The organism is Mesorhizobium sp. WSM4821 (assembly GCF_055901555.1).
The window spans coordinates 5,178,118-5,198,554 of record NZ_CM148371.1; the positions used below are offsets into that span (position 1 = coordinate 5,178,118).

General features: G+C 63.7%; 12 protein-coding genes. 7 read left to right on the top strand and 5 right to left on the bottom strand.

Annotated elements, in window-relative coordinates:
• Positions 1-19: 19 nt before the first annotated feature.
• Entirely contained in the window at positions 20-802 is a 783-nt protein-coding gene (locus tag AC0NID_RS25265) for a hypothetical protein (protein ID WP_473452828.1), read from the bottom strand.
• A 150-nt stretch (positions 803-952) separates the two neighbouring features.
• Between AC0NID_RS25265 and AC0NID_RS25270 the strand changes: the two genes are divergently transcribed.
• From AC0NID_RS25270 to AC0NID_RS25295, 6 genes are read left to right on the top strand one after another with little or no spacing between them, the layout of a single operon-like run.
• On the top strand, positions 953-1,579 hold the full coding sequence (locus AC0NID_RS25270; protein WP_473452826.1) for a DUF4129 domain-containing protein: 627 nt from the start codon (positions 953-955) through the stop codon (positions 1,577-1,579).
• Positions 1,576-2,775: a DUF4350 domain-containing protein gene (locus AC0NID_RS25275; RefSeq protein ID WP_473452825.1), complete on the top strand. Its 1,200-nt coding sequence runs from the start codon at positions 1,576-1,578 to the stop codon at positions 2,773-2,775. Before AC0NID_RS25270 ends, AC0NID_RS25275 begins: the two co-directional genes overlap by 4 nt.
• The gene (locus AC0NID_RS25280) at positions 2,762-3,718 is read left to right on the top strand and encodes an AAA family ATPase (RefSeq protein WP_473452823.1); all 957 of its coding nucleotides are present in this window, start codon (positions 2,762-2,764) and stop codon (positions 3,716-3,718) included. The genes AC0NID_RS25275 and AC0NID_RS25280 overlap by 14 nt, the downstream gene beginning before the upstream one ends.
• Positions 3,715-5,025 carry a DUF58 domain-containing protein gene (locus AC0NID_RS25285; RefSeq protein ID WP_473452821.1) on the top strand — a complete coding sequence of 437 codons (1,311 nt, stop codon included), beginning with the start codon at positions 3,715-3,717 and terminating at the stop codon, positions 5,023-5,025. The genes AC0NID_RS25280 and AC0NID_RS25285 overlap by 4 nt, the downstream gene beginning before the upstream one ends.
• Entirely contained in the window at positions 5,022-6,053 is a 1,032-nt protein-coding gene (locus tag AC0NID_RS25290; protein ID WP_473452819.1) for a stage II sporulation protein M, read from the top strand. Before AC0NID_RS25285 ends, AC0NID_RS25290 begins: the two co-directional genes overlap by 4 nt.
• Entirely contained in the window at positions 6,040-6,906 is an 867-nt protein-coding gene (locus AC0NID_RS25295) for an RDD family protein (protein WP_473452818.1), read from the top strand. Before AC0NID_RS25290 ends, AC0NID_RS25295 begins: the two co-directional genes overlap by 14 nt.
• Positions 6,907-6,923: 17 nt before the next feature.
• Here the strand turns inward: AC0NID_RS25295 and AC0NID_RS25300 are convergent, their stop codons facing one another.
• The gene (locus AC0NID_RS25300) at positions 6,924-7,610 is read right to left on the bottom strand and encodes a D-lyxose/D-mannose family sugar isomerase (protein ID WP_473452816.1); all 687 of its coding nucleotides are present in this window, start codon (positions 7,608-7,610) and stop codon (positions 6,924-6,926) included.
• 144 nt (positions 7,611-7,754) lie between these two features.
• Between AC0NID_RS25300 and AC0NID_RS25305 the strand changes: the two genes are divergently transcribed.
• The gene (locus AC0NID_RS25305) at positions 7,755-8,813 is read left to right on the top strand and encodes a D-TA family PLP-dependent enzyme (RefSeq protein WP_473452814.1); all 1,059 of its coding nucleotides are present in this window, start codon (positions 7,755-7,757) and stop codon (positions 8,811-8,813) included.
• 59 nt (positions 8,814-8,872) lie between these two features.
• On the opposite strand, the gene AC0NID_RS25310 is transcribed toward AC0NID_RS25305, so the two are convergent.
• The 3 genes from AC0NID_RS25310 to AC0NID_RS25320 form a co-directional block, all read right to left on the bottom strand.
• Positions 8,873-9,625, bottom strand: coding sequence for a heme ABC transporter permease (locus tag AC0NID_RS25310; protein ID WP_473452811.1), 753 nt, complete (start codon positions 9,623-9,625; stop codon positions 8,873-8,875).
• A gap of 95 nt (positions 9,626-9,720) precedes the next feature.
• Entirely contained in the window at positions 9,721-11,493 is a 1,773-nt protein-coding gene (locus AC0NID_RS25315) for a glucan ABC transporter ATP-binding protein/ permease (RefSeq protein ID WP_473452809.1), read from the bottom strand.
• A 360-nt stretch (positions 11,494-11,853) separates the two neighbouring features.
• Positions 11,854-20,409, bottom strand: a complete 8,556-nt coding sequence (locus AC0NID_RS25320) for a glycoside hydrolase family 94 protein (protein ID WP_473452807.1) — start codon at positions 20,407-20,409, stop codon at positions 11,854-11,856.
• Positions 20,410-20,437: the final 28 nt, after the last annotated feature.

Genomic DNA, 20,437 nt, shown 5'->3' on the forward strand with positions numbered 1-20,437 from the left:
GTGGGCGGACCCCTCTCCGTCAGGAGAATATCTCCGCCAGCTCGTCGACGCTGGTACCTTCCTTGACCTCGCGCAGTTCGACATAGCTGACCGCCGCGGCAATCGACATCATCATCGACCAAACCGTAGACACCAATGCGGCCAAGACAGCTCCGATAATTCCGCCGAAGAGCGCAATTACCGTGCCGAGCACCAACTGGATGGCCATCCCGACGAGGATAAGTATGAGGAAGAGGCCGAACAGTGCCCAGCGGCTGCCTTTGGTCAGGACACGACTGCGCGACATGCTGCCGAACACCCCGAGCCGCTCCTGTACCAGAACCGGCACCGCCACCGACCAGCCAAGCCATAAAATAATTCCGGGGACCAGCAGGGCTATTGCAGCAAGGCCCGCGCCGAAAGCGACGAGCAACCCGATTCCCAAGGTTGGCAGCAAACAACGGATAGCTATCTGAATGCAGTCGCCAAGGGCCGGTTGCTTGCCGTTCAAGTCTTCGATTGTTGCTCTGACAAGCGCTGATTGCAGCAACAACGAGAGCACAAAGTAGATCATGGCAAAAGCAAACGAGAGCAAAGAATCACGAAGCAACGTGCTAGGATTTGCGATGTTATTCGGGTCGCCAAGCGTCAGGTCCCCCAAGCGTGCCTGATTCCAAAGCTGAAGAACAAGCGCCGGCAATCCCGAAAACAGTACTGCCAGCCCGAGGCAAAGAAGAGGATTGCGGCCGATGACAGCAAAGCTGTCGTTGAAAACCCTGCCGATGCGAAACTTGTCTGGTCGTTCCAGTGTTACTGAAGCCATGATGCGTCCCCCGCTTAATCACCGAATACCGCCGGTGATCCCCGCATTTAATGTGCCAACATTGGAGGTCGACGTCTAGTCCGCTTGCAATTGTCTTGCTGCATTGCCACTGTCGACTGGGGAACCACAGGTTGCAGGGAGCGGGTGGCAGTGGCACAGCCGGGCACAGCGGAAGCCGAATGGCTGGCAAAAGCGCATGAACAGCTGATCGCGGACAAGTCGATCCAGTTCGACCTGCCGGCCTATGTGCCACCACAGCCGCCTGATTGGCTGAAGCCGTTGGCGGACCTGTTGTCGTGGCTCGGTCCCTACATGATCTATCTGTTCTGGGGAGCGGTGATATCAGGTGTCGCGATCATCCTGCTGCTGATTGTCCTCGAGCTGAAAGGTGTCGCCTGGCGCTTGCCGTGGCGGCGGGCCGAGCATGAGATCAAGGCGGAGGAAGCATGGCGCCCCGATGCCGGCGCCGCGCAGATCCTGCTGTCGGAGGCCGACGCGCTGGCCGCGCGAGGTGACTATGACGAGGCGGTTCATCTCCTGCTTCGCCGCAGCGTCGCCGACATAGCCGGCCGGCTGCCAGACTTCCTGCGTCCATCGCTCACGGCGCGCGACATCGCCGCTGCCCCCTCCATCCCGGCGCGAGCGCGTAGCGCGTTTACCGAGATCGCACGCATCGTCGAAGCCGCATTGTTCGCACGCCGGCCAGTCGGCGCCGAAGGCTGGCGGGAAGCGCGCGGCGCCTATGAGCGTTTCGTCTTCCGGGATGCCTGGACATGAGTGCGGTCGAACCAGCGGCACAGGAACCGTTCAATCGAAGAACGCTGTTTTGGGGTATTTTCGCCAGCCTGCTTGCGGCAGCGGGTTTCTTTCTGCTGTCCACCTATGCTCCCGACTTTCGGCAACCCGGCAACGGCGGTACCACGCCGCTGTCGAAAAGCGGCGTCGGCTATGCCGGCCTGGCGGAATGGTTGCGGCTCACCGGCGAGACGCCGGCCATGGCACGAACCGAGGACGATCTCGGCACCGACATGTTGCTGATCGTCACCATTTCGCCCGAGAGCGATCCCGCGGCGCTCGACCACATCCTCGAACTTCGACAGGACCTGGATACCCTCTTCGTGCTGCCCAAATGGCAGACATTGCCGCTGGAGGAGCACGAAGGATGGAAGATGAAATTCGGGCGATTGCCAGAATCCGTGGTGAACCAATGGCTCGGCCGGATCGCCAATGCAAAGATCGGCGTCGGCCAAGGCACGGCGCGGCAACTCGACATCGAGGGCCGGCTCATTGCCGCCCCTGACGATTTGCAGTGGGTGCAGGACGAGTATCCAATGATAGCAGCCGGCAACGACAAGGCTGTGCTCAGCGAAGTCGACGAGAAGCCGTTTTATATCCTGACCGACCCTGACCTGATCAACAACGCTGGGCTTGGGGATTCCGACAAGGCGGCGGCCGCGCTCGACCTGATTGCATTGCTGCAACCCGAAAACGGTCCGGTCATGTTCGATCTCACGCTGCATGGCGCGGCGCGAAAGTATGACCTTGCCAAGCTCCTGGTCGAACCGCCGTTTCTGGCGCTGACACTGACGATCCTGGCGGCGGCGGCACTGGCGTTCCTGCACGGCCTCGGCCGTTTCGGCCCACCGCGCGCCGAACTGCGCGCTATTGTCTATGGCAAGCGCGCGCTGGTGGATACGACGGCGATGCTGTTGCGGCGCGCTGGACGGCTCGAGGAACTGGGCGGCCGTTACGCGGCCTTGATGCGGGTGCGCGCCGGCGCGCTGCTGGGAGCGCCGCAGGGGCTGCAGGGAGAAGCGCTCGACCACTGGCTCGATTCTCGCGATAAGGACGAGGCCAGCGGATTTACCGCCCGGGCGCAAGCTGCCGGCGAGGCGAAGAACCTGACGCAGATGCACGAGGCAGCGGAGCGGCTGCACCATTGGACGGCAAGGAGGCTCGGTGAACGTCGATGATGTAAAGGCCCTGGCGACACGGATCAGGGAAGAAGTGGCCAAGGCGATCACCGGGCAACACGATACGGTCGACCTGATGCTGACCGCCTTGTTCGCAGGCGGGCACATCCTGCTGGAGGGCCCTCCCGGCACGGCCAAGACAATGACCGCGCGTTGCTTCGCGCAGGCTCTGGGTGTCGCCTACGGACGCATCCAGTTCACCCCGGACCTGATGCCCGGCGATATCGTCGGATCGAACATCTACAATTTCCAGACCGGACAGTTCACGCTGACGCGCGGTCCGATCTTCTGCGATTTGCTGCTCGCCGACGAGATCAACCGCACGCCGCCCAAGACCCAGGCCGCACTTCTGGAGGCGATGCAGGAGCATGCGGTCACCTTCGACGGCACCACGCATTCGCTGGGCCGCAACTTCATGGTGGTCGCCACCCAGAACCCCATCGAGCATCAGGGTGTCTATCCCCTGCCCGAAGCGCAACTCGACCGTTTTCTGTTCAAGCATCGGGTCAGCTATCCCGGCCCCGAGGATGAACGGGCCATCATCATTCATCACGGCGGCGGCTCCGCCTCGCATGACATCGCGCAATACGGCATCAAGGCCCAGGCGGACCGCAAGACACTGGAGGCCGCGCTTGCCACCGTCGGCTCCGTAACCCTTGTCGACGACGTCGTCGGCTACATCGCGGCGCTGGTGCGCGCCACCCGAGAAAGCGCCGATTTGGAGGTTGGTGCCAGTCCACGCGCGGGCGCCATGCTGGCCAGGGCGGCGAGGGCGCGGGCGGCGCTGGACGGGCGCGCCTATGTGATCCCCGACGACGTCAAGGCGCTGGCGGTGCCGGCGCTGCGCCATCGCGTCATCCTGTCACCGGCCGCGCAGATCGATGGCCGCCTCGTCGAGCAGATCGTCTCCGAACTTGTCGACCAGACGGAAGCGCCACGTTGATCTATCCAAGCGGCCGAGCGGTGTGGGCGGCGGCGGCAGGTGCGGTGCCGGCCTTCCTGGTCGCACTGGCGCTGCCGTCGCTCTGGTATCTCGGACTGCTGTGGATCTGCCTGCTGCTCGCCTTCCTGGCGGTGGACGCCGCGGCAGGACGCGGCCGGGCATCGCTGGCGGCCAGCCTCCACGCGCCGCCGCAGGTCGGCGTCGGCGGGCATTTCACCGTCCGTGTCGCCGCGCGTTTTTCTGGCCGTCCGCGGAGCCTGGAGGCGCGCGTCGGTCATGATGAGCGCTTGGCGCCTGTGGGAGGCACCGGCGGCGCCTTGGCCCCGACCAGCGACGGCGGATCGCTCGACATTCGGTTTCAGGCGTTTCGGCGCGGCATCGCCAGCTTCGATCGCCTGTGGGTGCGCTGGCGCGGGCCGTTCGGACTGGTCTGGAACCAGATCGTGCTGCCGATGGACGGCAAGGTGGCGGTGTTGCCCGACGTCGGCAGCGCCCGCGACCAAGCAATCACGTTGCTGCAGCGCGAGGCCTTGCCCGACGGCCACGCGCAGCGCCGGGCCGGCCAGGGCCGGGAATTCGAGGCGCTCAAGGATTATCAGCCGGGCATGGGCCGGCGGATGATCGACTGGAAGCGCAGCGCCCGCCACGGCAAGCTTCTGGCGCGCGAGTTCCGTATCGAGGAGAATAACAACATCGTGCTGGCCATCGACAGCGGACGCCTGATGTGCGAGCCGGTCGACGGTGTGCCGAAGGTGGACCGGGCAGTGACGGCCGCCTTGCTGTCGGCGTTCATTGCGCTCAGGGGCGGCGACATGGTCAGCCTGTTCGGTTTCGATGCCCGGCCGCGCGTCTCAAGCGGCGCGGTGCGCGGCTCCGCCAGTTTCGCCATGATCCAGAAACGGGCGGCGGAGATCGACTATTCCAACGAGGAGACCAATTTCACCCTGGCGCTGACCACGCTCGCCGCACGGCTCGACCGGCGCTCGCTGGTGATCATCTTCACCGATTTCGTCGATCCGATCAGCGCGGAATTGATGCTGCGCACCGTCGGCCGGCTCACGGAGCGGCATCTGGTGCTGTTCATGATGATGAGGGATGTCGAGTTGGAGACCTTGGCCGACATGCCGCCCCGGTCCGGCGAGGATGTCGCCCGCGCCGTCGTTGCCGGCGGGCTTTTGCGCGAAAGGCAGGTCGTCATCGGCCGGTTGCGACTGCTTGGCGCGCATGTGATCGAAGCCGACCATCAAAGGCTCGGGCCGGCGCTGGTCGAGCGCTATCTGCAGTTCAAGCGGGAGGATTTGTTGTGAGCGCGCCAGTACCCGGCGATGCTGTACGCGGCGACGCCGTACGCCAGTCGCTGGCCAGCTTCCGTCGGGAGCGCGAGGCCGACTGGAAGGCGTTCGAGGCGCTTCTCGCCCGCGTCGAGAAACGCGCGCCGCGGACGCTGTCGGAAGAAGAGCTGCTCTCGCTGCCGTTGCTCTACCGGTCTGCATTGTCTTCCCTGTCGGTGGCGAGAGCGACATCCCTCGACAGCGCGCTGATCGCCTATCTCGAATCGCTCTCGCTGCGGGGTTACTTCTATCTCTATGGGGTACGCCGCGGACTGCGGCAGCGCATTGGCGATTTCTTCCTGTACGATTGGCCCGGTGCCATCCGCGATTTGTGGCGCGAGACGCTGGTGTCGGTGGCGTTGATGTTTGTCGGCATCGGCGCGGGCGCCTGGCTGGTGGCGTCCGACAAGGGCTGGTTCGACGCGATCATCCCGTCAGGGCTGGCCGCCGGGCGCGGCCCCGATGCTTCGGCCGAGCTGCTGCGCGGGATGCTCTATAGTGGCGACAACGGCTTTCTATCGGGCTTTGCCGCCTATCTCTTCACGCACAACGTACAGGTCGCGATCCTGGCCTTTGCCCTTGGCTTTGCCTTCGCCGTGCCGACGGTGGTGCTGATGCTGTTCAACGGCTGCATGCTGGGCGCGCTGTTCCAAGTCTACTGGGCAAAGGGGCTTGGCATGGAGCTCGGCGGTTGGCTGGCCATTCACGGCACCACCGAATTGTTCGCCATCGCACTGGCCGGCGCTGCCGGCATCCGCATCGGCACGCGCATCGCCTTTCCCGGCGAGTTGACCCGTATGTCGGCGGCCGCCCATGCCGGGCGCGTGGCGGCAACCGCGATGGTCGGCGTTTCGGTCATGCTGCTGTTTGCCGGATTGCTCGAGGGCATTGGCAGGCAGACGATCACCAGCGATGTCACACGCTATGCCATTGGCGGCGGCATGCTGGCGCTGTGGATCGGCTATTTTTACCTGTTCCAGGTGGTGAGGAATGGCGACCGCTAGACGCACAGCACTGGCGACGACACGCTCGCTGATCACGCCTGAAGGCGTCGATCTCCAGATAAAGCTGGCAGACGCCGGCACGCGGGCTGCCGCTTTCCTGCTCGATGTCGTGTTCATCGTCACAGCTGCAATCGTGGTCACGATCATCGTTCTGTTAGGGGTGGGAGGCCTCGGCACCGATGAAATGCAGCCGCTTTTCATCGTCTGGATCATCCTGATGTTCTTTCTGCGCAACATCTATTTCATCGCCTTCGAGGCCGGCCGGCGCGCATCGACGCCCGGCAAGCGGATCGTCGGCATCAGGGTGGCGTCACGCAATGGAGCCGGCCTGTCGGTCGATCAGGTCATCGCTCGCAATCTGATGCGCGAGATCGAGGTGTTCCTGCCGCTGTCGATCATCGCGGCGCGCGGCGGCACCGGCGTCGCCGACACGCTGACGACGGTCTTCGGACTGGTGTGGGCGTTGCTCTTTTCCCTGTTTCCGCTTTTCAATCGCGACCGCATGCGGATCGGCGACCTGCTGGCGGGAACCTGGGTCGTCGAAGCGCCGAAGCGCGCGCTAATGGAGGATCTGTCGGCAAGACAGGATCCGGTCGCCAAGGCCTTTCAGTTCAGCAGCGCCCAGCTCGATGCCTATGGCATCGCCGAACTGCACAAGCTGGAGGAAGTGCTGCGGCGCGACGATTATTTCGCGCTGCGGACGGTGGCGGAAACGATCGGGCGCAAGATCGGCTCAACACCGCAGGCGCATGAGGCCCGCCCGTTCCTGACAGCCTATTACGGGGATCTCAAGGCCCATCTCGAGCGAAAGCTCCTACTGGGCAACCGCAGAGCCGACAAGCACGACCGTTAGGCCCAAAAGCGGCTGCCTTATCCCACCCACTTGTCATAATCGGACACGAGCAGGTGCAGCGGCGCGACGTCCTCGTCGATGTCGGCGAAGCGGCCAATGGGTTCGCGGAAGACATTGTCGGTGAGATCGTCGTTGACGGTCGACACCTCTCCGATCAGCACGTCCTTGCCCTCGGCCCAGAAGGCATGCCAGACGCCCGGCAGAAGCGTGACGCTCTGGCCCGGGTCGAGCTTCAGGAGCCCGCCCGCCGGCAGCCTGTGGATGGTTCCGTCGACAGGCACCGATACCTCGGCCTTCGGATCGATGCCGCCATCGCGATCGTGCATGAACAGTTCCAGCACCAGTCTGCCGCCACCACGGTTGATGATGTCTTCGGCCTTGATGTTGTGGCGGTGCATCGGCGACAGTTGGTCCTTGCGCGAGATCATGATCTTCTCGGCATAGAGCATGCCCATGCCCTTCTTCATGTCCTCGTAGCGGCCGTTGCGAACTGTGAACAGGAAGAGGCCGAGCTCGTCGAACTTGCCCTGGCCGTAGTCGGTGATGTCCCAGCCCAGCCGTGAGGAGAAGATGGCCGACGAATCCTGCCGGCGCGCCTTCATCTCTTCCGGGCTCCAATAGGCGAAGGGCGGCATGATGTAGCCGAACGAGCGAATGAAGGCATCGGCATCGCGGATGATGTCGTTGACGGCGGAGCGTTTCATGATCGTGATCCCTTCTTCAGGCGGCGGCTACAGCAAATAGCCGAACGCCGGTCCGGTGTCGACGTAAACTGCTTGAGCTGGCCTCATGACATCCTGTCCGATCAAGGCCATAAGTTCGAACGAATTCCTGACGGTGACAACCCCATGCGCAGCATAGATGACCTCGATACGCCGGCGATCCTGATCGATGTCAACCGCGCCGAAGCCAACATCGCGCGGGCGCAGGCCCATGCCGACCGCCACGGGCTGAAGCTCAGGCCGCACATCAAGACCCACAAACTGCCCTACTGGGCAAAGAAGCAGATCGCGGCGGGCGCCGTCGGCATCACCTGCCAGAAGATCGGTGAAGCCGAGGTGATGGCCAATGCCGGCCTCACCGACATTTTTCTCCCTTACAACATTCTGGGCAGAGCCAAGCTGGAGCGCCTCAAGGCGCTGCACGGTCGCGTGGCGCTGTCGGTGACAACAGACAGCATGGAAACGCTTGAGGGTCTCGCCGCCACGTTCACCGATCCGGGCCAGCCGCTACAGGTGCTGGTGGAATGCGACACCGGCATGGGCCGCTGCGGCGTCCAGTCGGCCAGCGAGGCGGCCGCGCTTGCCAGAGAGATCGACAGGGCCAAGGGGCTCGCCTTCGGCGGGCTGATGACCTATCCGGCGGCCGGTCGCGCCGCCGCCGCCGAGACATGGCTCGCCGATGCACGCCAGGCGCTCGCCGCATCCGGCCTTGCCTGCGAACGCATCTCCAGCGGCGGAACACCGGATATGTGGCGTTTGCGCGAAGCTTCCGTCGTGACCGAGTATCGCCCAGGCACCTACATCTATCTCGACCGCTACCAGGTCGCCAAAGGCGTAGGAAGCCTCGACGATTGCGCGCTGACAGTGCTGTCGACCGTGGTCAGCCATCCGACGCCGACACGGGCCATCCTCGATGCCGGCAGCAAGGCCTTGTCCAGCGACACGCTGGGGCTGCCCGATTTCGGCGAATTGCTGGGCGTTGCGGGCGCCATCGTCACCGGCCTCAGCGAGGAGCACGGCAACATCACGCTTTCCGGCGACGCCAGGCTGCGTATCGGCGAGCGCGTGCGCATCGTGCCCGACCATTGCTGCGTGGTCACCAATCTGTTCGACGAGGTCCACCTGATCGCCGGAGAACGGGTGCTGGAAACGCTGCCGGTGGCGGCACGCGGCCGCATGGGGTGAGTGCGGAATTTCTCGGGATCATGGCGGGACAGACGGGCGGGAAAGGAACCCGGCAGAGGTCAGTTAGCCTGCCTCGCCGCGATGCGGCGCATGGAAATGACACGGCGTCGCCGGATTTCAGTGCGCATCGCCATCAGATGCAGCGTGAAGAACAGCATGGTAAAGCCCAAGGCCATGACCAGCAGCGGCCACAGAAGGCTGGGATCGATGGTCGGTCCGCCGAGCCGGAACACCGAAGCCGGCTGATGCAGCGTGTTCCACCAGTCGACCGAGAACTTGATGATCGGGATGTTGATGAAGCCGACCAGGGTGATGATTGCGGCGGCCCAGGCGGCACGTGCCGCGTCGTCGAGTGCCCGCGTCAGCGCGATGATGCCGAGATACATCAAAAACAACACGAAGACCGAGGTCAGCCGCGCGTCCCACACCCACCAGGTGCCCCACATCGGCTTGCCCCAGATCGAGCCGGTGATCAGCGCGAGCGCTGTAAAGACGGCGCCGATCGGCGCCGCCGATTTCAGCGCGACATCGGCCAGCGGATGGCGCCATACCAGCGTGCCCAAAGCGAAAATCGCCATCAGCGTGAAACACATCATGGCCAGCCAGGCGAAGGGCACATGGATATACATGATGCGCACGGTGATGCCTTGCTGGAAATCCTCCGGCGCCGTGAAGCTCATATAGAGCCCGGCCGCCAGGATGAGTGTGGCGCTCGTGGCCAGCCACGGCACCACCCTGTCGGCCAACCCTACAAACCGTGTCGGGTTGGCGAAATCCATCCAGCCGCTGAGGCGTGAAGTCATATCGCTCATGCGGCTTTACATAAACCGGCGAGGCGTTTGGGGCAACTACAGCGCCGTCTCGTAGGCGGGGCTTTCCCTTCTGCCCAGGGGAAGAAGGGAAAAGTTCAGGCGGCCTCGTCCGTGATGGTTCGGCTGAGGCGACGGACTTCCTCGTCGTTAAGGAGGCCGCCGGCGCGCAGCAGGCTGGCGAAGCGGCCATTGCGCATCGACAATTCGGCGAAGCCACCCATCTCGACCACCCTGCCCTTGTCCATGAACACGACCAGATCGGCATCGCGAACAGTGGTCAGGCGGTGGGCGATGATGAAGGTGGTGCGGCCGCGCCGCAACTCGTCGATCGCTTCCTTGACGCGGTCTTCCGTCTCGACATCGAGCGCGCTGGTCGCTTCGTCGAGCACCAGGATGGGCGAATCCTTCAGTACGGCGCGCGCGATCGCGATACGCTGGCGCTCGCCGCCCGAAAGCTGTCCGCCGCGTTCGCCGACGACGGTGTCGTAGCCGTTGCTCTTCGACAGGATGAAATCCTGCGCGGCGGCGGCATTGGCGGCGGCATGGACCTCATCGTAGGTCGCCTCGGCGCGCCCGACGCGGATATTGTCCTCGATCGAGCGGTTGAGCAGGCCCGCATCCTGGAACACGGTGGCGATCGAGTGGCGCAGCGACTTACGGGTCACCGTGCGGGTATCGATGCCATCGATCAGGATACGGCCGCTGGACGGAGCAAAGACACGCTGCAAAAGATTGATGAGGGTGGTTTTGCCCGCGCCCGTCGGACCGACGATGGCCACGGTCTGGCCGGCGTGGACCTCGAACGACACGTCGTGCACGCCCTGCCCCGAATTGGCGAATTCGAAGCTGACGTCTTCAAAGCGCACATGACCAGTGACGTTGACGAGGTCGCGCAACCCATCCGGCTCGGCGGCGTCGGCCGCGGAGTCCTCAAGGCGATAAAATTCCTCGAGCTTGGCCCTGGCTTCCGAAATCTGGTTGGCGAAGGCCGACATCTGGTCGAGCCTGGCAATCAGCAGCGTGGCAAAGCCCGTAAAGGCGATGACATCACCGATACGCAATTGGCCATGCATGACCAGATAGGAGCCGATCAACAGCACGACCATCATCGAAATGGTCGACGACAGGCGGTGCAGAGCGTTGGCCAATGCCCACCAGTCAAGCACCGGATACTGGGCATCGAGCAGATTCTTGACATAGCGCTTCAAGGCGTCGGTCTCGTGGCCGATACGGTTGTAGCTCTGCAGCACGGCGACGTTGCTGACCGAGTCACTCACATGCGCGAACACCTTGTGGAAGTGCCGCTCCACGGAGGCCTGACCTTCCTTGGTACGCCGCATCACCAGCCGCCCGATTCCGACGTAGAGCGCGCCCAGCGCCAGCAGGACCATCGACATGCGAATATCCATGCTGAGCGCCGTCGGCACCAGCAGAACCAGCGCGACGGCGGTGGACAGATGCTGCCTCATGAACTCGAGCCAGAGGCTGAACAAGGTCTCGACCGCGCGCAGAAGCGTATGCAGGGAATTGGAGGTGCCGCGCTGATGATGCCACGCGAGCGGCATGGTGATCACGCGTTCGAATGACTCGCAAAGGACATCGCTGCGCCGCGCATGGGCAAAGCGGTCCGCACCGCGCGCCACCAGAACGAAGGCGACGATGTTGAAGGCGCCGATACCAGCCCACAGCCCGAGCGTCGAGAAGACCGAGCCGCCGTCCGAAATAGCATCGATCACCCGTCCGAACATGATTGGCTCAAGGATGGCGATAATGGCAAGCGCGACATTCGCCCCGCAGATAAACGCCACGCGTTTTCTGTCGGCAGCGAGATAACCGAGCGCTTTCCAGTAGATTTGCAGAAGGGACACTTCAGCTACTCCGGCAAATTGTTATTGTGCACTGCATCAATTTCTGACTCGTACCCGTTGACGTGTCGCGAAACAATGCCCGTGTACCTCTTCAGTTCCCATTTCGCGAACAAAAGATGGCGACGTTCCGAAATCTGCCGTGATCATCTAACGGTTTGAGAAAAAAGGTAAAATGTCAGCCTTGCGGCAAAATCGTGGCAGGCTGGAAGCACTGCTGCAATTTTAATCAGCAAGTGGTTATGTACGTGTCCCGAAAGCCTGTACCGGCTTTTCGGAAAGCTCATGCACAATAGAATTGGTAGAGCATTCTTAGGTAACGCGTGCCCTCAAGACGTGCAAAGACGTTCCAACTTCTTGAAACTACGCCGGTATCCTGACGACCACTTCAGACTTTTCGCCGGCTTTCGGTTCGAAAGACGGAGCCTTCGTCTTTTTACCATTTACCGCAAGCGAGATGGCTTTGGCCTTGCTGTCGCGAATAACCCGAACCCTGAGCTCGGCCCCCAGCACCTTGAGCGTTGCCGCATAACCGTCCCAATGGCTGGGGAGTTTCGGCCTGAACTGGATGCGCTCTCCCCTGCGCTCAATGCCGAGGATGCCTTCGACCGCCGCGCGGTAAAGCCAGCCGGCCGAGCCGGTATACCAGGTCCAGCCGCCGCGGCCGCCCTTGTCTTGGCCGGCGTAGACGTCGGCCGCGACCACATAAGGCTCGACGCGGTAGATCTCGGCAGCGGCCTCGTCGAGCGCGTGGTTGACCGGGTTGAGCATCGAGAAACAGCGGTAGGCGTCGTCGGTGCGCCCCATTTCGGCGAGCGCGATGACGAACCATGTCGCCGCATGGGTGTACTGGCCACCGTTTTCACGGACACCGGGCGGGTAGCTCTTGATGTAGCCCGGGTTTTGTTCCGTCCTGGAGAAGGGCGGGGTGAAAAGCTTTACGATCTTGAGATCGTCGTCTACGAGCATTTTCATCGCCTGCTGCATCGCCGTGGTCGACCGCGCCGGATCGCCCTCGCCCGACAGCACGCTCCACGACTGGGCAATCGAGTCGATCTTGCACTCTTGCGAACCGCGCGACCCCAGCGGCGTGCCGTCATCGAAGCTGCCGCGGCGATACCATTCACCATCCCAGGCTGTGCTTTCCAGCGCTCGCTTCAGCACGTCGGCATGTTTTGTCCAGGCTTGCGAACGCTTGGCGTCGCCTTCCGCCTTGGCGACGGCTGCAAAGTCGCCCAACGTCTTCAGCAGGAACCAGCCCAGCCAGACGCTCTCGCCCTTGCCGTGCTCGCCGACACGGTTCATGCCGTCGTTCCAGTCGCCGCCGAGGATCAGCGGCAGCCCGGCTGGGCTGCTGCGCTTGACGGCAAGGTCGAGCGCTCGCGCGCAATGGTCATAGAGCGAAGCGGTCTTCTTCGAGACCTCGGGGGTGAAGAAGGCGTCATGCTCGCCTTCTTCCAGCGACTGCCCTTCGATGAAGGGCAGTTGTTCCCTGAGGATCGCGGTGTCGCCGGTCACCAGCAAGTAGTGGGCCGTGGCATGAGCGAGCCAGACCACATCGTCGGAAATCATGGTGCGGACGCCTGCCTCGCTGCGCGGCAGCCACCAGTGCTGCACGTCTCCTTCGGGGAATTGCCGCCGCGCTGCGCTGAGGATCTGGTCGCGCGCCAGTTTCGGATCATGGGCAAGCAGGGCCAGCGTGTCCTGCAACTGATCGCGGAAGCCGAAGGCGCCGCTCGCCTGGTAAAAAGCGGAGCGGGCGCGGATGCGGCAGGCAAGGCTCTGGTAAGGCAGCCAATGGTTGACCATGGCGTTGAGCGCCTTGTCGGGAGTCTCGACCTGGATGGTGTCGAGAAACCCTCGCCACGTTCGTTCGTTGTCAGCCAGCCGCTGATCGAAATCCTTGCTGCGATGCTGCTCCACCAAGGCGCTGGCTTCCGCGGCAGAGGCTGCATCGCCGAGCAGCCACAGCAGCGTCACGTCGCCGCCGGCAGGGATGTCGATGTCGCGGGCAATTGCAGCACAAGGATCGTCGCCGGCCTCGACGCGGCCCGACAGGCTGGCGCCGCTGAGCACGGCATGCGGAAGTTCGCTGGTGCCGTGCCGGCCGATGAACTCGCCGCGGTCGGCCGTCACCGACTGTGCCGCGCTGTCGGTGGCCAGGAAGGCGATCCGCTCGCTGAAGTCGAGCCCGTAGGGATTTTGCGCCAGCAACGCGCCCGTCGCGGCATCCCTGGACGGAACGATCGTCGCCGCCGTGCGCGAACGATGGCTGCCAAGAACCCATTCCGCATAGCCATAGATGCGCAGGCGCGCCGGCACCGAACCCGAATTCTGGATGCGCAATCGGGAGATTTTCACCGGATCGACCGGATCCACCACATGGGTAAGGTCCATCGACAGCGGCCCGCGCTTCGAACGGAAGGTCGAAAAACCCTGCCCGTGCCATGTTTCGTAGGTCATGGCGGGATCGCGCACCACGGCGGCCATCGGCGAGAACGCCCGGCCGCTGGCATGATCGTAAATATAGATGCCCTCGCCGGGCCGGTTGGTGACCGGATCGTTCGCCCACGGCGTCAGTTGATAGTCGCGGCTGTTTCGGCTCCAGGTGAAGGCCGCGCCTTCGGCCGAAACATGGAAACCGAACGAAGCGTTGGAGACGACGTTGATCCAGGGTTGCGGCGTCGTGCGCCGGCCGGCAAGACGCACGACATAGTGGCGTCCGTCGCCCTCGAAGCCGCCAAAACCGTTCCACTGGTCGAGCCCACCGCCGTCGGCTCTGCCTTCGATCGAGGCCTGGGCACCCCATGTCTGTGGCGACGGTTCGCCAGGTGCTGCCGCACCCGCCGGCTGCAGGGCGTCCCGCGCTTGCAACGCGGCGGCCTCGGCGCGCTCGATCTGATCGAAGATAGTGCCGTTGCGCGTGTGCAGTACGACGCGGGCGACAGCGAGCAGCGTCTTGTACGTCGTCTCGTCCATCAGGTCGCGGCGCACCGCGAAGATGTGCTGGCGGGGTCCGAGTTCCTTGCCGCGCAGGCGGCTGTTTTCGCACAGCGTCTCGACCGCTCGTTGCAGGTCCTGTACGTAGGATGAAGCCTGCTCGTTGACGACGACAAAGTCGATCATCATGCCGCGGGCGCGCATGTATTCCTGGAAGCGGAGCGCCTGGGCGACGATTTCGAGGTCGGCGACATCGCTGATCCTGACCAGGAAGATCGGAAAGTCGCCGGATATGCTGGTCGGCCACAGGCCGGACTGCTTACCGAGCCCTGAGGCGATCGACTCGGCCGGAAGGCGCAGGAACGGATCGGGATAGATCAAATAGCGCGCCAGCTTCTGCACATTGGCGGCGTCGGTCAGGCTGAGGCCGAGATGACGGGTCTGCACTTGCGAGCGGGTCCAGGCGAGCATCGCCTGGCGGGCGAAGGCTTCCGGATGATCGAGCCGCGCAACGGCTTCTTCGAGTTCGGCGCGGTTGGCGCCGACGGCAGTCCAGAAGGTCAGCGAGATCTTCTTGTTGGCCGGAACGCGCACCTGCCGGCGAAGTGCCGCAACCGGATCCAGCGTGAAGCCGGAATGGCCGCCGAGCTTGGCGCCGGGATCGAAGGCGGCGGCCTCGGCAATGGTGCGGCCGCGGCCGATGAAGGCACGCCGGTCGGTCTCGGCCTCGGCGTCGCGCGTCGACCCGGACGGATCGGTGACGAAGTGCACCATGGTGACGTCAGGCTCGTTCGTTTCCCGCTTGCGCCTTGTGGCGAAGATCGCCGCGTTGTTCGCAGCGATTTCGGTTTCCACGAACATTTTCGAGAAGGCCGGATGCGCGTTGTCGGATACGTCGGAGCCCAGTACCAGTTCGGCAAAGGAGGTCACTTCAATATGCCGGTCAGCCGGGCCGTCATTGTAGAGCGTCACCCGCCGGCCTTCGCCGTTTCCTTCCGAGATGACGATGCATTCGACCTCCGAACGCAGCGATCCCACCGATTTGACGAAGCTCGCCTTGTCGTCGGAGAACAGCGTCTGCACCTCTTCATCGGTGGCACGTTTGGGCTCGGCGGTGGCCGACCACCAGTCGCCGGTGCCGGCGTCGCGCAGGAAGATATAGGACCCAAGCCGATCCTCGGTCGGGTCCGGCTGCCAGCGCGTGACGGCAAGCTCGCCCCAGCGGCTGTAGCCGGAGCCGGTCGCCGTGACCATGACCGAGTAGCGGCCGTTGGACATGACGCTGGTCGAACGCAGCGCCCTGCGCGGGTCGAGCACAATGCGCGTATCGGGGCTCTCGACTTCCGTTTCGTCATCTTTCGACCGTTCGTCAGCCTCGGTCCTGACGGTGGCCGTGGGAATGTCGCGCGGCGCTCTTTCCTGTAGCAGCAACTCGGCCGACTCGATGACCGGATCGCTGTGGAAGCGGTCGCGCAGGCGTCCTTCGAAGATGGCGTCGGCAACGGCGGCGATCGACATGCCGGAATGGTGGGCCATGTAGTTCAGCACGACAGCATGGTCGGTGCCGTCCGGCACGCGCTGCGGCGTGAAATCGACCGCATCGTAAAAACCGTGCCGGCCAAGAGCGCCGATCTGCCTCAGCCTGGCCAGGTTCTGCACCGATTCACGCGGGGTGAACTGGGCCGCCAGCACGGTCGCGTAAGGCGCAATCACCGTGTTCTGGCCAAGACCTCGCTTCAAGCCCAGCCCGGGCACGCCGAAATTGGTATACTGGTAGGTCAGTTCGCGGTCGCGGGCGTTGTAAGCGGCCTCCGAAATCCCCCAGGGCACGTTCTTCGAACGGCCATACTGGATCTGGCGCTTGATGATGAGCTTGCTGGTCTGGTTGAGGATGCTGCCCTGCGGCTCCTTCATCACCAGCGGCGGCATCAGATACTCGAACATCGAGCCGGACCAGGACATCAGCGCGCCCTGGAACCCGATCTCGACGATCGGCCGACCGAGGTGAAACCAGTGCTCCGTCGGCAGATCGCCCTTGGCGATGGCGAACAGGCTGGTCAGCCGCGCCTCTGAAGCCAGGAGGTCGTAGCAGCTTTCGTCGAGCTGATGCTCCTCGACCCGGTAGCCGATCGACAGGAGCTTGCGTTCCTTCCGCATAAGGAAGGAGAAATCCATCTCGAAGGCGAAGCGTCGCGTGCGCTCGCGCAACGACAGAAGCTTGGCCCGCAAGGCTTCGACGGCATTGTCGTCGCTATGCGCGTCATGGACATGCGCCTCGCAGGTGGCTTCCAGTCTGGCCGCCCAGTCGGCGATGACGTCGCTCGGTGTCGATGCGGCCTCGGTATCGATGGCGGTTGCGAGCTTGCGGATCTCGCCGGCCAGAACGGCGAGGTTGATGGTGCGGATCGACGCCATCTCGGGTTGTGCCTTGATCGATTCGACCGCCCGCCGCATGCCGTCGAGGCGATCGGCGAGCCGTTGGCGCAACGGCCGCAACTGGCGACGGTCGTCAGGCAACGCCGCCAGGCTTTCGTCGAGGATCGTCACCGTATCGAGGATGCCCTCGAAGTCGCCCTGAAGGTGGACTGCGGGTGCTTCCGCCCACTCGGCGCAGGCGGCCGCCACCGCCACCAGATGGCCGGCGAGATTGCCGCTGTCGACGGCGGAGATGTAGAGCGGATAGAGCGGCTTCAGCGTCGTCGTGTCATACCAGTTGAAGAGATGGCCGCGCTCTCGCGGCATGCTCTCGATGGTCGACATCGTGGCGTCGATGCGGGTGGTGGCGTCGGACAGGCTGATCCAGCCGAAATCGCGCGCCGAAATCACGGACAGGAGATAGACGCCGATATTGGTCGGCGAGGTGCGGGGCGCCACGACAGGCGCCGGACTTTCCTGGAAATTGTCGGGCGGCAGATTGTGATGCTCGGCCGTCACGAAGGTTTCGAAATAATGCCATGTACGCCGCGCGACCGTGCGCAGCGCATGGATGTCGGCCGCCGATATGCGCAAGCGGTCCTCGGTTTCGGCCGAGCGGCTGATCCAGAAGGCGAAGGCCGGCGAGCCGATCCAGAACAGCGCGAAGAAGAAGGCGACGAAAGCGCCGGTGGAATCGGCCAGAACCGGAATGGCGAGGCCAACGATGCCGACAATCACCGCGCCATACATCATGCCGTAATAGGAGCCGAGATCGTTGTCGCCGTTCTTGTGCGCCTGTGAGGCAGTGCGCCATTCCAGCAGGTTCTGCCGACTGACGAACAGGCGGTAAAGCGTACGGATGATGGCATCACCCATCATCCAGGCGAGATGCGCCATCAGCACGATCTTCAGGGCCACCAGGGCGGTGCCGAAGACAACGTCGCGCGCCAGCGCCGAGAAATGGCCGCGCGGCGTCTGGTCGCCGCTTTTCGGCAGGATGGCGTGGACGATGTCGAACGTCGGCGCCATGAACAGTGTGAGGATCAGTAGCGCCTGCCACTGCGCGGCCTGCGTGAAGGGCAACAACGTCCAGCCGGCGATCGCCGCCATCACCCAGAAGATCGGCGTCAGCGAGCGGCGCAGATTGTCGACCATCTTCCAGCGCGACAGCGCCGGCACGCCGGAGCGCGGATCCAGAAGGAAGCCCAGAAGCTGCCAGTCGCCGCGTGCCCAGCGATGGTGGCGCGATGCGTCGACCGAATAGCGGGTCGGATAATCCTCGACCAGTTCGACGTCCGTGACCAGCGCCGCGCGCGCCAGAGCGCCTTCAAGCAGATCGTGGCTGAGGATGGTGTTTTCCTCGATGCGGCCCTTCAGCGCCGCTTCGAAGGCGTCGACATGATAGAGGCCCTTGCCGGTGAAGGAGCCGTCGCCGAAGACGTCCTGATAGATATCCGAGACGGCAAAGACATATGGATCGAGGCCGCGATTGGCGGAAAAGACCCGCTGGAAGAAGGATGCCTCGTCGCCGCTGGTCAGCGAGGCGGTTATGCGCGGCTGCAGGATGGTGTAGCCGGCGGTGACAAGGCGCTTTGCCGCATCGAAATGCGGGCGGTTGAGCGGATGGCAAAGCTTGCCGGCCAAGGCGGCGACGGCATCGCGGGTGGTGCGCGTGTCGGCGTCCAGCGTCATCACATGGACGACGTTTTCCGGCAACGGCACATCCAGCGGCAGGAAGGTGGTGTCGCTGTCGCCGCGCAGCAGAAGATTCAGTTCGTGCAGCTTGCCGCGCTTGCGTTCCCATCCCATCCAGGCGCCCTGGGATTCGTTGTAGAGCCGCCGGCGGTGCAGGACGTAGAAACGCGGCGCGCCTTCGCTGGGATAGCGGGCGTTCAGCCGCGCGATCTCGTCGCGGGCATATTGGAGGATCTCAATATCCGCCGCATCGATTTCGGTTTTGCTGTCCGGCCAGTCCGAAAGCAGCGCGAAATGGATTTCGTCCGCCGTGTTGGCCAGGTGATGCACTTCGATGTTGCGGATGTTCTCCTCGACGTCGTCGCGCGAGCCGATCAGCGACGGCACCACCACCAGCGTGCGCGCCTCGGGCGGCATGCCGCGTCTGTAGTCGTAGCCGACGAGGCGCGTCGGCTTCAGGAACAACGATACGACGGTGTTGAAGAAGGCAAGCGCGCCCTCGCTGGCCGGCACGGCAAACAGCGCCAGCATCATGACGATCGACGGCGCGGAAAGGCCGAGATTGGCAAGGGCGTTGCCGGAGAGGACCAGGAGCAGGGCCGTCAGCGCGAACACCGGCACGACAATGCCCAGCCATCCGGTCTTGCGGAACGCCCGTTTGACCGTGACGCTGACGGTCGGCCGATAGCCGATCGCCTTCTCCAGTTCCAGCCGGCGCGGGCCGACCAGAAAGAACCCAACATCGGTATGATCGGTCGGACCGGTGCCGGTGGTGTCGGCGACAGCGGCATGGCCGGCGAGTTCGATAGCCTTTTCGGCGACGCGGAATTCGGAACGGTCGGAGCGGCGCGCCATTTCCTCGATCGCGGTCCGGTACTGATCGCGCGAGAAGAAATCGAGCGTGGCGAAGTCGGTGCGCTCGCGCAACAAGGTGTCGATGCGGCTGACACCTTCGAACCAAACCGTCCAGTCGATATCGTTGATGAGTCTGAGGCCGCGGATGATGTTACCCGTGGTCACGTTGCCGCCAGACAGCGTGCGATGCTCGCTGATGATGATTTCCTCGGCATCGGAGCCGGACTTTTCAAGCTCGTTCTCGAGCCATTCCAGCGCCCTGCCGGCATTTTGCGACCCGTCGCGCAGCCGATAGAGCAATTGCGTGGCAAAGGTGGTGTCCTGGGCATGGGGGACGTAGCTCGACAGGATTGCCTGACGGTCGGCGCTGTCGTCGATCGCCAGCACGCGATCGGCAACCTCGTTGGCAATCTGGCGCATCTGCCGGGTGCGATTGACCCGGACCGCGATCCGGCGAAGATTTTCGATCAGAACGAAGCGCAGCAGCGACGGCAGCGCCCATAGCTCGCCGATCTTCAGCGGCTCGACGGCTTGAAAGCCTTCGACGATCGCCTTGAACATGGCCGCCGAGACGGAACTGTCCGAATGCGCGACATAGGTCCAGGCTAGCGCAAGCGCGCGCGGCACGCTGGCGCCGTCGGACAGTTTCAGGGTCGGCAACTGCCGATAGAAACGGCGCGGCAGGTCGCGCTTGACTTGAAAGATGGTTTCCTCGACCAGATAGTTGTTGTCGAGCAGCCATTGCGCCGCCGGGGTGATCGTCTCGCCCCTCGCCTGCGCGGCGTTGGTGGAGCGGTAGACTTCGAGGATCTTCCTGGCGCTGTCGCGAACGCGCGGCTGGAAATCGAACGGCTCCAGGCCGAACAAATCCTTGACGTCGCCCTGGGCGAGGCTTGTACCCAGCGTGCGCAGGCGCTCCTCCGGCAGGAAATTGGAACGTATCGGCTCTTCCGTGATGGCCGGGAAGCTCGCGCTCGTCTTTTCCATTTGGGTGGGGTTTGTCTGGATATTCATTGAAAATTCCGCATGAGGGACGCATAGC